Source organism: Agrobacterium sp. ST15.13.015 (assembly GCF_027871645.1).
GTDB classification, from domain to species: Bacteria; Pseudomonadota; Alphaproteobacteria; order Rhizobiales; family Rhizobiaceae; genus Agrobacterium; species Agrobacterium leguminum.
The window spans coordinates 347,430-362,660 of record NZ_JAQAHF010000004.1 but is presented as its reverse complement, the minus strand read 5'-3'; the positions used below and the strand labels follow the sequence as shown (position 1 = coordinate 362,660).

The window sequence follows — 15,231 nt, the reverse complement described above, 5'->3', positions numbered from 1 at the left end:
TAGTGTTAATAACGTAAAATAAACAAAACGCCCGGATCGTGAAACCCGGGCGTTCGAAGAGGCGGATGGAATCGCCCTTAGTTGGACTGGCGGCGCAGGAAGGCCGGGATTTCCAGCTGGTCGTCGTCGTGATGGCTGGCCGAAGAAGGCGTTGCGCGGCCGTGGTCGTCAAGCTGGCCACGACGCGGTGCGTAGAGGCTGGCTTCCGGCGAAAGCGGGGCGCGGCGCTGCTGCGGCGCCATGCTCGGCGCATCCATCATGTCGGACGGAACTTCTTCTTCTTCGCGGCGGCCAAGCGAGTTGGTGATGCGCTTCAGGAGACCCATCGGGCCACGCTCTTCCTGGGCAGCAGGAGCGGCATGGGTGCGATGTTCCATCTCGGCCTTGACGACCGGCGGGAAGTCTTCGACCTTCGGCATGCGAACCGGCTCAGGCTGGCGGGCAACCGGTGCGGGTTCCTGATAGACAGGAGCCTGCGGCTGCTGCATGCGCGGCGCCGGAGCGGCAACCTGTTCCGGAGCATGATAGACGGGCGCCGGAGCGACCGGCGCCGGAGCGGCCTGCTGAACCGGCTGGGCCGGACGGAGAGCCGCCGGCGCTTCAGCCGGAGAAGATGCGAACAGCTTGCTCTGCGGACGGAAATCCTGAGCCGGCTGCTGGTGTGCGGCGAAACCGAGTTCACGTTCCATTTCGGCTTCCGCCGAACGGATGGTCTGGGCGATCGGGTCTACGGCCTTCTGTGCCTGCGATACTGCTGGAGCAGGCTGAACTGCGGCCGGAGCGGAAGCAACGGCCGCGGAAGGACGGATAAGCGGCTTGGCAACGGCTGCTGAGGCACGCATATCGGCAACGTTCTGTTCGCCGACGCCTGCAACGCGGTCGATGCCGGTCGCAACGACGGAGACGCGGATGAGACCTTCCAGAGCTTCGTCGAAGGTTGCGCCGAGGATGATGTTCGCATCCGGATCGACTTCTTCGCGGATACGGGTCGCAGCTTCGTCGACTTCGAACAGGGTAAGGTCGCGACCGCCGGTGATGGAGATCAGCAGGCCCTGTGCACCCTTCATCGAGGTTTCGTCGAGCAGCGGGTTGGCGATCGCCGCTTCCGCAGCCTGCATTGCGCGGCCCGGACCGGAAGCTTCGCCGGTGCCCATCATTGCGCGGCCCATTTCGCGCATGACCGAACGGACGTCGGCGAAGTCAAGGTTGATGAGACCTTCCTTCACCATCAGGTCGGTGATGCAGGCAACGCCGGAGTAGAGAACCTGGTCGGCCATGGCGAAGGCGTCGGCGAAGGTCGTCTTGTCGTTGGCAATACGGAAGAGGTTCTGGTTCGGAATGACGATCAGCGTATCGACGGACTTCTGCAGTTCCTCGATGCCCTGTTCGGCAAGACGCATACGGCGGCCGCCTTCGAAGTGGAAAGGCTTGGTGACGACGCCGACCGTCAGGATGCCCTTGTTGCGGGCGGCCTGTGCGACGACGGGAGCAGCACCCGTGCCGGTGCCGCCGCCCATGCCGGCGGTGACGAAGCACATGTGGGTGCCGTTCAGGTGGTCGATGATCTCGTCGATGCATTCTTCAGCGGCAGCGCGGCCGACTTCCGGCTGCGAACCGGCGCCGAGGCCTTCGGTGACGTTGACGCCGAGCTGAATGACCCGATCTGCCTTGGTCATGGTCAGTGCCTGGGCATCCGTGTTGGCGACGACGAAGTCGACGCCCTGAAGACCAGCCGTGATCATGTTGTTGACAGCGTTACCACCACCACCGCCAACACCGAAGACGGTGATGCGTGGCTTCAGCTCTGTGATATCAGGCTTCTGCAGCTGTATCGTCATTTTAACATTCCTTCTTTCTCTGGCCGCATCGCCCCGCTGGCCGATTCTTGAAACTCAACTCTGAAACCTCCGGCTTGCGCCCCGAGGCCACTCAAAAACTCTCTTTCAGCCATTGCCCCACCCGGGCTATCCGGCCACTACCATTGCCAAACGGCGAGAACATTCCGCCTTGCGCCGCATGAATTTCGATGTCCGCCACCTGCGGATAGATCATCAGTCCGCAGGCGGTTGAAAATGCCGGTCCCTTTGCCGCCACCGGAAGACCGGCGACCCCCATGGGGCGGCCGATACGAACGTTGCGGGCAAGAATGCGCCGCGCCGTTTCCGGCAGCCCCGTCAGCTGGCTTGCGCCGCCGGTCAGGACAACGCGCTTGCCGACAATCGGGCTGAAGCCGGACTTCTGGATGCGATCACGGATCAATTCCAGCGTCTCTTCGATACGCGCCCGTACGATACGGGTGACCAATGCTCTTGAAACTTGCGATGGTTGATCGCGATCGTCTTCGCCAATCGGCGGGATCGAAATCATGTCGCGCTCATCCGCGCCATTCAGCAAAGCCGAACCATGCACCACCTTCAGTCTCTCTGCATCTTCGATTCGTGTCGAGAGGCCTCGTGCAAGATCTGTCGTAACGTGATGGCCGCCAAGGCCGATCGCGTCGGTGTGAATGAGCCGGCCCTCGGCGAAAACCGAGATCGTCGTGGTGCCGCCGCCCATGTCGATCGCCGCGCAGCCGAGTTCGACTTCATCGTCCACCAGCGCTGCAAGACCGCTGGCATAGGGCGTCGCCACCATGCCTTCCACGGACAGATGCGCGCGGTTGACGCAAAGCTCGAGGTTCTTCAGCGCCGTGCGCTCGACCGTGACCACATGCATGTCGACACCGAGAAGATCGCCATACATGGAGAGCGGATCGCGAATGCCGCGCTCGCCATCCAGCGAATAGCCTGTCGGCAAAGAATGCAGGATCGCCCGGTCCTGACGCATGGACTGCTGGCTTGCCGCCACCAGAACCTTGCGCAGATCGCTTGCTTCCACTTCCTGCCCGCCGAGATCGATGCTCGCGGTATAGATATCGCTTGCCAGCCTGCCGGCCGAAACATTGACGATCAGGCTGTCGACGGTAAGCCCCGCCATGCGCTCGGCCGCATCAACGGCGAGACGGATAACGCCTTCCAGCGCATCGAGGTCGGCAATCACGCCTGACTTCACGCCACGCGAACGCTGGTGGCCGATGCCGATGATTTCGACCTTGTGGGTGCGGCCCGGCAGGATTTCGCTTTCCTGGCGCGGCGTCAGCCGGCCGATCATGCACACGACCTTGGTCGAGCCGATGTCGAGCACCGAAACGATGTGGCTGCGCTTGGAAGAAAGCGGCTTCAGGCGAGGCAGGCCGAAATGGGAAGAACCGAAAAAGCTCATGTGTTCTTCTCCGCCTTCTTGAGAGCCTTGGTGCGCGCATCAACAGCGGCCTGGCGGCGCTCCGTGGCGCCCTCGGTCAACTGGATCGTGGTGCGGTCCGCGAGCCGGAGATCGACGGCGGCGACATCGCGCGACAGCACCTTTTCCTCGAGTTCGAGCCGCGCCAGCAATTGCAGCGCCTGCGGCAGGTTTTCTTCCGGCAGCTTGACGACGATGCCGTTATCGAGATGCAGATCCCAGCGACGGCCGGCAATGCGGACATAAGCGCGGACACGGTTGCGGATTTCCGGCCAGTCGGCCAGCTGCTCGACGAAACCGGCAGCACCCGTTTCCGCGTCGCGGCCGACGAAGAGCGGCAGGGCGGCGAACTTATTGTCTCGCAGCGGCGCAATCACGCTGCCGCTTTTTTCGATCAGCGACAGTTCCGTTCCATGCTGCCAGATGCCGAAGGCCTGACGCTCTTTCAGCCGCACTTCCACGGTCTTGGGATACACCTTGCGGATATCGACATCTTCCACCCAGGGAAGCTGCACCAGCTTGCGGCGCGCCGCATCGATATCGAGCGCGATCAGCGAGGTGCTTCCATCGAGGCCGAGAAGCTGAAACACTTCGATTTCGGAGGTCTGCAGATTGCCGGAAACCTTCACGTCCTCGACCGCAAAACCTGCGGCCGATGTCGTGGTCTGGGTAACGATATTGGTGTGCCCGCCGAGCGACATGCCGTAAAGCCCGGTCACCGCGTAAAAAGCGACGGCCGAAATCGTACCGGTATGGGCGGGAATGTGAATGCGTCCGGTCGCAAGGCTGACACCGAAACGCACGAAGCGACGCAGGGGACGCGGCAATACCATGCGGTCGTCGGCGCTGGCCGCCGCCGCGAATTGTTCGCGCTTTTTTGCCGTCGACTTTTTGCCGATCACCGCAAACACGAAGCGTCCTCCACCATCCAGCTGACAAGGTTACCAAAGGAGCGGCCAGCATGAGCCGCCATTTCCGGCACCAGGGAGGTCGGCGTCATGCCCGGCTGCGTATTCACTTCAAGCCAGATAACTTCGCCATCTTCTGAGAAACGGTCGTCGTAACGAAAGTCTGAACGGCTTACGCCACGGCATCCGATCGCCCGATGCGCCATAACCGCCAGTGTTTGAATTTTTTGGTAAATTTTCGGTGAAATTTCTGCGGGAATGACATGTTTCGAGCCACCAGCCGCATATTTCGCATCATAATCATAGAAATTGTGACCGAGCGGCACCACTTCGGTGACACCCAGCGCCTCGCCGTCGAGTACGCCGCAGGTCAGTTCGCGGCCGTGAATATAGCGCTCGACCATGACCTGATCGCCGTAGCGCCATTCCGAAGAGGTGAGGATTTGCGGCGGATGCGACTGGTCTTCCTTGACGATCACGACGCCGAAGCTCGAACCTTCACGCACCGGCTTCACGACATAAGGTGGTGCAAGCGGATGTTCGCTGGTGAAATCGAAGCGGTTCATGACGCGCTCGGCAGCCACCGGGATGCCGGCAGCAGCGGCAACCTTCTTGGCCTGCGCCTTGTCCATGGCGAGCGCGGAAGCGAGCACGCCGGAATGGGTATAGGGAATGGCGAGATATTCGAGAATGCCCTGAATGGTGCCGTCTTCGCCAAAAGGACCGTGCAGCGCGTTGAAGGCGACATCCGGGCGCAGCTCGGCTAACACGGCGGCGATATCGCGCCCCACATCGACCCGGGTGACCTTGTAGCCCTCGTCTTCCAGAGCCTGCGCGCAAGCGTTGCCCGACGACAGGCTGACCGGCCGCTCCGACGAAAATCCACCCAAAAGAACAGCTACGTGCTTGCCGCTCATCGAACCCTCTGACACCAACTCTCCGTTACGAACCACGCTCCGAACCGACCGAATTTGACGAACGGTGATTCTGGCACATGACCCTTGAGATCAGTTAAACGCCATTAAGGTTAATGAATCGTTTACTTTCGTTAACCGCCGCGTCCAACGTGCCGAGTTTCGTTAAAGAATCAGCACCGATCCGGATTCCCTCCTTGGAATCAGAGAGTTGCATGGATTGCAACATGCAGGTTTTCAATGATCGGAAATAAAACGATGCTCGCGCGTCTGCCGCCAATCGATAAAGGCAAGGCCGAAACGTTAACAGACGGGATTATTCCCCAGGGAAAATTATCTGGCGTTTCAGCGTTTTAAAACCGCGGCCTGAATCAGTCTCTCAATCCCCAAAGCATCCCCGGGAGGCATAACCATACGTATCGCACTGATGGATCACATTATCTGCATTATTTCTTTTTTAGCATTCCATAAGAACAAAAATTGCGTTAACGCAGTCGTCGCCTCCCAAGGCATGACATTGCAATCATCCAAAATGGAACCAATACCATGACCGACGCGATATCTCCGGTATCGCCGACCGCTGACACTTCGAACGTTGTAAAGACAAATTCGCCTGCACGAGTTCTCACTGCCAGCCTGGTCGGCACGACCATCGAGTTTTTCGATTTCTACGTTTACGCCACGGCCGCAGTGCTCGTGTTCCCCACTTTGTTCTTCCCGAACAATGACCCGATGACGGCGCTTCTGGCGTCCTTCGCCACCTTCTCCATCGCCTTTTTCGCCCGCCCGCTGGGCGCTGTGGTCTTCGGCCACTATGGCGACCGCGTCGGCCGCAAGACCACCCTTGTCGCCGCCCTGCTCACGATGGGCGTTTCCACGGTCGTGATCGGCCTCCTGCCCTCCTATGAGACCGCCGGCGTTCTGGCCCCGCTGCTGCTCGCGCTTTGCCGCTTCGGCCAGGGTTTCGGCCTTGGTGGCGAATGGGGCGGCGCCGTCCTGCTCGCCACGGAAAACGCACCTCCGGGCAAGCGCAGCTGGTACGGCATGTTCCCGCAGCTCGGTGCCCCCGTTGGCCTGTTCCTTTCTTCCGGCGTGTTCTGGATCCTGCTGCACTTCATGTCTCAGGAAGCGCTTTTGAGCTGGGGCTGGCGCATTCCCTTCGTCGCTTCGATCATCCTGATCGCGGTCGGCATGTGGGTTCGCCTGTCGATCACCGAAACGCCCGATTTCCAGAAGGCAATCGAAAAGGAAGAACGTGTGGCCGTACCGGTCGCGGAACTGTTCCGCAACCACAAGCGCAGCCTCGTGCTCGGCACCTTCGTGGCGCTGGCCACCTTCGTGCTCTTCTACATCGGCACCGCCTACCTTCTGTCCTACAACGTCAAGGTCCTGAAAATCCCGTTCCTCGACGCGCTGGAAGTGCAGATCCTCGGCTCCATCGTTTTCGGCATCTTCATTCCGATCGCCGGCAAGCTCGCTGAAAAATTCGGTCGTCGTGAAATCCTGATCCTGACGACGGTGCTGATCGGCCTCTTCTCCTTCCTCCTGCCAAGCCTGATGTCCGGTGGCGAAGGCTCGATCTTCGTCTTCGCGGCTCTTGCCATGATGCTGATGGGCATGACCTATGGCCTGATCGGAACGGCGCTCGCCGCCCCCTTCCCGACCCGCGTGCGCTACACCGGTTCGTCCATCACCTTCAACATGGCCGGCATCTTCGGCGCATCGCTGGCGCCTTACATCGCCACATGGCTGCAGGTGAATTACGGCATGGGGTATGTCGGCTACTATCTCTGCGTATCGGCGCTCATCACGCTCGCCTGCATTCTTCTGTCCCGCAAGGACGAAGTCTGATCCGAACGGATTGCCAGACATTAAAAAGCCCGCGAAACCTTCGTTTCGCGGGCTTTTGTTTGCCTGTTTTAACACTTACGCCACGGCCTGGCGCCGCTCCACATGACCGGTCATGCAGACGCGATTGCGCCCTCCTTCCTTTGCCCGATAGAGCGCCAGATCGGCATTGTGCATGACCTTGTCGAAAATGTCGGCGTCGCCGCGAAACGCCACGCCAATCGAAATCGTCACCGTGATCCGCAAATCCTGATACTCCACCGGGGTGGTCTCGATGGCTGCGCGAACCCTTTCGCACATCTGCAGAAAGGCGAGCGGGCTGGTTTCCTGCACAACGACAAATTCCTCGCCACCCAGGCGGGCGACATGCGCAGAAGAATCGAAATGCTCCCTTATCCTGCGGGCGACGTTCGAGATGACGAGATCACCGGCAAGGTGGCTGTATCTGTCATTCACCTTCTTGAAATGATCGATATCAAGAAAGGCGACGCAATAGTCGCTGCCCAGTTCAGCGCATGCAGCATAAAGGCCGAGCCGGTTGCTGAGGCCGGTCAGGGCGTCCGTGTGGCTCAGATGCAGGAAGCGCTCGTGGGATTGCACGAGAATTTTCACTTCCCTGGAATTCAGCCAACAGACCAGCAATGTAATCGAAAACGCCACCGTCCCGCCGAGCGTCACACTCAACATGATGCCGTTGAAGAGATCGGTTACCAGCCCGAACCGCGCGAGAAGCGTCAGGCCACCTATGCACATCAGGATGACAATGATCGTCACGAGACAAGCGATACGAAGGGAGAACTCCAGTGGCTCGAGCCGCCTGCGGCCATCCGACGTGGCGACCGAAAAACTTATCATTTCGATCGGTTTTTTCCAAAGACCCAACATCATGCTCAAAAGCGCCTAGATCACGTAATGCCGTTGGTATTTCCTGATAAAAAGTAATTTAATAGAAGGACGAGACGCCGCTTCGCCCCGATAATATGGCAAAAACTGTTGATTGACCGTTACGATACATGAAACGGCCAGATCAACAGCAGGTTTTTCTTGCAATTGGCAGCATTCGCCGAGGCTTAAGCCCCCAGGAACGGCTCCACTTCCCGGCCCGGCATGAACAGGCCAAGGCGCTTGATTTCCCATTCCAGCCGGATGCCCGACTTCTCGAACACCCGCTTGCGGATGGTCTCACCCAGATATTCCAGATCGTAACCGGTCGCATGGCCGGTATTGATCATGAAATTGCAATGCAGCGACGACATCTGCGCGCCGCCGATGACCAGACCGCGACCGCCCGCCTCGTCGATCAGTTCCCAGGCGGAATGACCTTCGGGATTCTTGAAGGTGGAACCGCCCGTCTGCTCGCGGATTGGCTGCACGGTTTCGCGGTGGTGGCGCACGGCGTCCATATCGGCCCGGATTTTCGCCTTGTCTTCCGGATAACCCTCAAACAGCGCGCCCGTGAAGATCAGGCCCGCATCAGCGCCGGAATGGCGATAGCTGTAGCCCATATCGGCATTGGAAAGCACATGCTGATTGCCCTGACGGTCGACCGCATAGACCTCCACGACACGCTCGCGCGTCTCGCCGCCATTGGCGCCCGCATTCATGCTCAGCGCACCGCCGATGGAGCCGGGAATGCCGTAATAGAAATGGAAACCGCCAATGCCATTATCCATGGCCATAGCGGCAATATGCTTGTCGGGGCAGATCGCGCCCGCCTTGATGCGGTTTTCGCCGGCAAGCTCCACCTGGCCGAAGCCCTTGGCGGACAGACGGACGACAACGCCCGGAATGCCGCCATCGCGCACCAGAAGGTTCGAGCCGACGCCAACCACGGTCAACGGCACGTCTTCCGGCAGAATTTTCAGGAAGGCAATCAGATCGTCGGTATCGTGCGGCTGGAACATGACTTCCGCAAGACCGCCGGCTCTGAACCACGTCACGCGGTCCATGGGCGCATCCGGTGTCAGACGTCCCCGCAATTCATTTACCCCGTCGCCGAGCCTCCCCAGCAATTTAACCCCATCGACCTGTCTCATTCAGACTTTCCTGATATGCTCTTCAATTCCGAAGGCAGTACTGCTGCCCATTGCGTGATATTTCCAGCCCCCAAGAGAACCACGAAATCACCCGGATTCGCAATGCCTGCAACCACTGAGGCGAGATCTTCCCGTTTCTCGAGAAAACGGGCGTCACGGTGCCCGGCGGCCTTGATGGCCGAAACCAGCGCTTCCGAGCTTGCGCCCTCAATCGGATCTTCGCCCGCGGCATAGACCGGAGCAAGGATAATCGTGTCGGCATCGTTAAAACAATGCGCGAAATCGTCGAACAGGCTGGAAAGGCGGCTATAGCGGTGCGGCTGGTGCACGGCGATGATACGACCCTTGCAGGCCTCCCGCGCCGCCTTCAGCACGGCCTTGATCTCCACCGGATGGTGGCCATAGTCATCGAAAACCTGCACCCCATTGGCTTCGCCCGTCAGCGTGAAACGCCGCTTGACGCCGCCGAAGGAGGCAAGGCCCTTCTTGATGTCGGCTTCCGAAATGCCGAGACGATTGGCAACCGCAATCGCCGCCGTCGCATTCGAGACGTTGTGGCGGCCGGGCATCGGCAGGACGAGGTCCTTGAAGGAGAATATCTTGCCGGTGCGGCGACGGCGGATTTCCACGTCGAACACCGAGCGCGTGCCGTCGATGCGCACATTCGAAAAGCGCACATCGGCCTGCGGGTTCTCGCCATAGGTGATGACCTTGCGGTCCTCGATGCGGCCGACCAGTGCCTGCACTTCCGGATGATCGAGGCACATGACGCCGAAACCGTAGAAAGGCACATTCTCCACGAACTGGCGGAATGCGGCGCGGACGGCATCGAAATTTCCGTAGTGATCCAGATGCTCGGGATCGATATTGGTGATGACAGCCACATCGGCCGGCAGCTTCAGGAAGGTGCCGTCGGATTCGTCGGCCTCCACCACCATCCACTCGCCCTCACCCATGCGGGCATTGGTGCCGTAAGCATTGATGATGCCGCCGTTGATGACGGTCGGGTCAAGATTGCCGGCTTCCAGCAGGGTCGCGACCATGGAGGTGGTGGTGGTCTTGCCATGCGTGCCACCAATGGCGATGGCGTTACGGAAACGCATCAGCTCGGCCAGCATTTCGGCCCGGCGAACGATCGGCAGGTGCTTTTCACGCGCCGCGATGAGTTCGGGATTGTTCTTCTTGATGGCGGTGGAAACGACCACGACCTCGGCGTCGCCGATATTATCCGCCGTATGGCCGACAAAAACCTCGATGCCCTTGTCGCGCAGCCGCTGCACATTGGCGCTGTCGGCCTGATCCGACCCCTGAACGCGGTGGCCGAGATTGTGAAGCACTTCGGCAATGCCGCTCATGCCGATCCCGCCTATGCCGATGAAATGCACAAGGCCTATGGCTTTCGGCATCTTCATGCCCCAACTCCTTCATTCTTCTTCTTGAATTCCTGCACGGACCGGCCGGAGGCAATCGCCTCCACCAGATCGGCCAGCACATCCGCCGCATGCGGTTTGCCCGTCGCCTTTGCTGCCGCCGCCGTTGCCGAAAGACGATCCGGCTCCGAAAGCGCTGAGGACAGCAGGCCGGAAAGCTTCTGCGGCGACAGTTCCGCCTGCTTGATGACGCTTGCCCCGCCCGCCGCCGAAAGCGCTGCCGCATTGGCGGCCTGATCGTGATCGAGCGCATGCGGATACGGAACGAGGATAGATGGGCGGCCGATCACCGAAAGCTCCGATACGGTCGATGCGCCCGAGCGGCTGATGACCAGATCGGCATCGCCGATGCGCGACGCCATGTCGCCGAAGAAGGGCGAAACATCCGCCTTCACGCCGAGCTTCTGATAGGAGGCGATCACGCTGTCCTTGTCTTCCGGCCGCGCCTGCTGGGTGACGACGATGCGCTTGCGCTGCTCATCCTTCAGCAGGCAGATCGCCGCAGGCACCGCGCTCGAGAAGAACTGCGCGCCCTGGCTGCCGCCGAAAACGACAAGCTTGAATGTCTCACCCGTCTGCGAGGGCGTATAGGGTATCTCCGACGCCGCCAGCACCGCCGGGCGAACGGGATTGCCGGTCGCCACCGTCTTGTCGGAATATTGGCCATTGGCGGGCGGCAGGAAACCGCCGGCAATCGCTTTCACGCGGCCTGCCAGCGCCTTGTTGGCGCGGCCCATCACCGCATTCTGCTCGTGAATGATGGACGGAACGCCAAGCCCGGTGGATGCCAGAAGCGGCGGCACCGTCGGGTAACCGCCGAAACCGACAACTGCGACAGGCTTCAGTTTCGCCACCAGCCGGCGCGCGGCGCGCAGACCAACCCACAGCTTCCAGAGCGAACGCGCGACGGAAATCGGGTTTTTCGAGCCGATGGTGGCGGACGGGACCACATGAATTTCATCCGCCGGGAACTTGCCCGCATAACGCTCGGCGCGGCTGTCGGTAACGAGGTGCACCTGATAACCGCGCGCTTTCAGCGTGTGCGCGAGCGCCTCGGCTGGAAAAACATGGCCGCCGGTTCCCCCGGCGGCAAGAAGAACAATACCCTTGCTCATGATCGTTTACTCCGCGGGAACGCCGGAACCGACGCGGAAGAAACTCCGCTCCTGCGCCCGCTTTTCGGGTCTGTGGCGTGTCAGCGCCAGAAGGAAGCCGGCGGTGACGCAGATCGCCATCATCGACGAACCACCGTAGGAAATCAGCGGCAGCGTCATGCCCTTGGCGGGCATCAGTTCCAGATTGACGCCGATATTGATCATCGACTGCATGCCGATCTGCAGCACAAGGCCCGCCACGGCAAAGCGGCAGAAATCGTCCTTTTCCTTGAAGGCGTGCGAAAGGCCGCGCAGCACGATGAAGGCGAAGATCACGACGAGGAACATGCAGAAAACGATGCCGAATTCTTCCGCAGCCACCGAGAAGATGAAGTCGGTATGGCTGTCGGGAATGATGCGCTTGACGATGCCCTCGCCCGGTCCGCGACCGAACCAGTCGCCGCGAATGATCGCCTCGCGCGCCGTGTCCACCTGGAACGTGTCGCCTTCGCCGGTCCAGAAACGGTCGATACGACCGGCCACGTGCGGCAGCATCAGATAGGCGGAGATGATGCCGCCGACCCCGACGCCGCCGAGCATGATGATCCAGAACCACGGCACGCCGGCCATGAAGAACATGCCACCCCAGACCACCGACGTCAGGATCGTTTGGCCGAAGTCCGGCTGGGCGATCAGGAGCGCCGCCACAATGCCGAAGGTGATGATGGCGAAAAGATTGCCGGGAATTTCAGGATGGCGCGCCCGTTCGGCAAACAGCCAGGCGCAGACGATGACGAAGGCCGGCTTCATGAATTCCGACGGCTGGATCGAGAAGGTGCCGATGGAAATCCAGCGCCGCGCACCCTTGACCTCGATGCCGAAAAACAGCGCGAAGATCATCATCAGCAGCGAAACGATAAGCATGATGACCGCTACGCGCCGCACTTGACGCGGCGACAGGAAGGACAGGCCGACCATGATCGCGAGCGACGGCACCATGAACATCGCCTGACGCTCGACGAAGAAGAAGCTGTTGAGGCCGATACGCTCGGCAACGGCGGGCGACGCCGCAAAGGACAGCATCAGGCCAATGCCCATCAGTGCGATGAACGCCGCCAGAAAGAAACGGTCGATGGTCCAGAACCATTCCGCGACCGGACCTCGATCAACTCGGCTTACCATGGCTTTCAGCCCCCTTTTCCAGAGTGGACAAGCATCGTCATGCCATCGAGCGCCGCAACCTCAGCGACAAACGAATCACCCCTGACTTCAAAGTTCTTATATTGATCGAAGCTTGCGCAAGCCGGGGACAGCATCACGATATTGCCGGCCGTCGCGTCCTTTTCAGCATCTGCTGCCGCGTGCTGCACGGCTTTATCAAGCGTACCGGATATCTCGTAAGGCACCGCCTCGCCAAGTGTCGCAGCAAATTCCGCCGCCGCCTCGCCGATCAGATAGGCCTTTGCGATGCGCGGGAAGAGCGGCGAGAGGCTGGTGATGCCGCCCGCTTTCGGCAGACCGCCGGCGATCCAGTAGATACGGTCGAAACTTGAAAGCGCCGGTGCTGCAGCATCGGCATTGGTGGCCTTGCTGTCATTGACGAAGGTGACATTGCCACGTCGGCCGACCGGCTGCATACGATGCTTGAGGCCGGGAAAAGACTTCAGGCCTGCGCGAACTTCCTCTTCGGAAACCCCGACCGCAAGGCAGGCGGCGATTGCCGCCGCCGCATTCTGCGCATTGTGGCTGCCGCGCAGGGTCTGGATACCGTCGAGATCGGTGAGCAGCGAAGAAGTGCCGTCATGCGCACGGAAAATGCGGCTGCCTTCGGCATAAAGACCTTCGGAAACCACATTGCGCTTGGAAATGCGTTCCACCTTGACACCGGCGCGTTCGATACGGTCGGCAATCAGCGTCGAATGGCTGTCATCGACACCGACGATGGCCGTTTGACTGCCCGCCACCAGCCGTTCCTTGACGTCGGCATAGTGCTGCATCGTGCCGTGCCGGTCGAGATGGTCAGGCGTCAGATTGAGAAGAATGCCAGCGGTCGGATTGATCGTCGGTGCGAGATCGATCTGGTAGGACGAGCATTCGACAACATAGAAGCGTTGCGCCTTCGGCGGATCGAGGCTCAGCACCGCCGTACCGATATTGCCGCCAAGCTGCGTATCGCGGCCGGACACGTTGAGAATATGCGCGATCAGCGCCGTCGTTGTCGACTTGCCGTTGGTGCCGGTAATCGCGATAAAAGGGCAATCCGGCGCATGCGCACGGCGCTCGCGGATGAAAAGCTCGATATCGCCGATGATCTCGACGCCCGCCGCTTTCGCAAGGTCGACCGACCAATGCGGTTTCGGATGCGTCAGCGGCACGCCGGGCGCCAGAACAAAGGAAGAAAAGCTCGGCCAGTCAATCGTCCGAAGATCCGCCGTCTTGATGCCTTCGGCCTCGGCCTTCGCGACACTGTCGGGATTGTCGTCGAAAGCAACGACATCCGCCCCGCCGGCCACCAGCGCCCGGGCCGTGACGAGACCCGAACCGCCAAGCCCGAAAAGCGCGACCTTCTTACCTTTGAACGACGTGACCGGGATCATCGCTCACCTCAGCTTCAGGGTGGCGAGGCCAAGCAGCGCGAGGCCAACGGAGATGATCCAGAAACGGATGACCACCTGGCTTTCCGTCCAGCCCTTTTTCTCGAAATGGTGATGGATCGGCGCCATCAGGAAGACGCGCCTGCCGGTGCGCTTGAACCAGAAGACCTGGATGATGACAGACAGTGTTTCCATGACGAAGAGACCGCCGACGATAACCATGACGATTTCGTGTTTGGTGGCAACCGCTATGGAACCGATCAGGCCTCCGAGCGCCAGCGAACCCGTATCGCCCATGAAGATGGCGGCGGGCGGCGCGTTGAACCACAGGAAGCCGAGGCCCGCGCCGATGACCGCGCCGACGATGACGGCAAGCTCACCCGTGCCGGGCACGAAGTTGATCTGCAGGTAATTGGCGAAAACCGCGTTACCGGCGAGATAGGCGATCACGCCGAAAGTGGCGGCGGCGATCATCACAGGCACGATGGCGAGACCATCGAGACCATCCGTCAGGTTCACGGCATTGCCCGCGCCAACGATGACGAAAGCACCGAACAGCACGAAGAAGTAGCCGAGATTGATCACGAATTCCTTGAAGAAGGGAAAGGCGATGGAGCTGCCGAGCGTGCCGCCATGCGGTGCGGAAGCGAGCGCCATCTTCATCATGAAGAACACGGCAATCGCCGCAATCAGGAATTCAATGCCGAGACGGGCCTTGCCGGAAAACCCCTTGTCGCTCTGTTTCGTGACCTTGAGATAATCGTCGTAGAAGCCGATGGCTCCGAAACCGAGCGTCACCATCAAAACGGCGACGACATAGACGTTCGACAGATCGCCCCAGAGCAGCGAACCGCCGAGAATGCCGGCGAGGATCATCAGGCCGCCCATGGTCGGCGTGCCGGCCTTCTTGAAATGCGTCTGCGGACCATCGGCGCGGATGGGCTGGCCCTTGCCCTGGCGCACGCGCAGCGAATTGATGATCGCCGGTCCGAACAGGAAGACGATCAACGCAGAGGTGAACATCGCAGCACCCGCCCGGAAGGTGATGTACCGGAACAGGTTGAAGATTTGAATTTTATCCGACAGTTCGACGAGCCAGATCAGCATAATTGCCCTTTCAAAAGGCTA

Annotated in this window: 12 protein-coding genes; 1 reads left to right on the top strand and 11 read right to left on the bottom strand. The window is 60.4% G+C overall.

What is annotated here, in order from left to right:
• Positions 1 to 77: 77 nt before the first annotated feature.
• The 4 genes from ftsZ to PIB16_RS08985 form a co-directional block, all read right to left on the bottom strand.
• The gene (gene ftsZ / locus PIB16_RS09000; RefSeq protein ID WP_271045463.1) at positions 78 to 1,838 is read right to left on the bottom strand and encodes a cell division protein FtsZ; all 1,761 of its coding nucleotides are present in this window, start codon (positions 1,836 to 1,838) and stop codon (positions 78 to 80) included.
• 91 nt (positions 1,839 to 1,929) lie between these two features.
• The gene (gene ftsA, locus PIB16_RS08995) at positions 1,930 to 3,261 is read right to left on the bottom strand and encodes a cell division protein FtsA (protein WP_063950569.1); all 1,332 of its coding nucleotides are present in this window, start codon (positions 3,259 to 3,261) and stop codon (positions 1,930 to 1,932) included.
• A complete protein-coding gene (locus PIB16_RS08990; RefSeq protein WP_442866778.1) occupies positions 3,258 to 4,190 on the bottom strand; it encodes a cell division protein FtsQ/DivIB in 933 nt (310 codons plus the stop codon). The genes ftsA and PIB16_RS08990 overlap by 4 nt, the downstream gene beginning before the upstream one ends.
• Positions 4,178 to 5,104, bottom strand: coding sequence for a D-alanine--D-alanine ligase (locus PIB16_RS08985; protein WP_059756663.1), 927 nt, complete (start codon positions 5,102 to 5,104; stop codon positions 4,178 to 4,180). The genes PIB16_RS08990 and PIB16_RS08985 overlap by 13 nt, the downstream gene beginning before the upstream one ends.
• Positions 5,105 to 5,647: 543 nt before the next feature.
• Here PIB16_RS08985 and PIB16_RS08980 point away from each other — a divergent pair.
• Entirely contained in the window at positions 5,648 to 6,952 is a 1,305-nt protein-coding gene (locus tag PIB16_RS08980) for an MFS transporter (protein ID WP_078051851.1), read from the top strand.
• A gap of 75 nt (positions 6,953 to 7,027) precedes the next feature.
• On the opposite strand, the gene PIB16_RS08975 is transcribed toward PIB16_RS08980, so the two are convergent.
• From PIB16_RS08975 to mraY, 7 genes are all read right to left on the bottom strand, one after another.
• Positions 7,028 to 7,837: a GGDEF domain-containing protein gene (locus PIB16_RS08975; protein WP_078051959.1), complete on the bottom strand. Its 810-nt coding sequence runs from the start codon at positions 7,835 to 7,837 to the stop codon at positions 7,028 to 7,030.
• Between the two features lie 182 nt (positions 7,838 to 8,019).
• On the bottom strand, positions 8,020 to 8,985 hold the full coding sequence (gene murB, locus PIB16_RS08970; protein WP_271045462.1) for a UDP-N-acetylmuramate dehydrogenase: 966 nt from the start codon (positions 8,983 to 8,985) through the stop codon (positions 8,020 to 8,022).
• Positions 8,982 to 10,397: a UDP-N-acetylmuramate--L-alanine ligase gene (gene murC / locus PIB16_RS08965; RefSeq protein ID WP_003522200.1), complete on the bottom strand. Its 1,416-nt coding sequence runs from the start codon at positions 10,395 to 10,397 to the stop codon at positions 8,982 to 8,984. The genes murB and murC overlap by 4 nt, the downstream gene beginning before the upstream one ends.
• On the bottom strand, positions 10,394 to 11,530 hold the full coding sequence (gene murG / locus PIB16_RS08960; protein ID WP_271045461.1) for an undecaprenyldiphospho-muramoylpentapeptide beta-N-acetylglucosaminyltransferase: 1,137 nt from the start codon (positions 11,528 to 11,530) through the stop codon (positions 10,394 to 10,396). Before murG ends, murC begins: the two co-directional genes overlap by 4 nt.
• 6 nt (positions 11,531 to 11,536) lie before the next feature.
• Positions 11,537 to 12,691 (bottom strand): putative lipid II flippase FtsW, encoded by a 1,155-nt coding sequence (gene ftsW, locus PIB16_RS08955; RefSeq protein WP_104679536.1) that lies wholly within the window; start codon positions 12,689 to 12,691, stop codon positions 11,537 to 11,539.
• 5 nt (positions 12,692 to 12,696) lie between these two features.
• Positions 12,697 to 14,106 carry a UDP-N-acetylmuramoyl-L-alanine--D-glutamate ligase gene (murD, locus tag PIB16_RS08950; protein ID WP_271045460.1) on the bottom strand — a complete coding sequence of 470 codons (1,410 nt, stop codon included), beginning with the start codon at positions 14,104 to 14,106 and terminating at the stop codon, positions 12,697 to 12,699.
• A 3-nt stretch (positions 14,107 to 14,109) separates the two neighbouring features.
• On the bottom strand, positions 14,110 to 15,210 hold the full coding sequence (gene mraY / locus PIB16_RS08945) for a phospho-N-acetylmuramoyl-pentapeptide-transferase (RefSeq protein ID WP_003522196.1): 1,101 nt from the start codon (positions 15,208 to 15,210) through the stop codon (positions 14,110 to 14,112).
• Positions 15,211 to 15,231: the final 21 nt, after the last annotated feature.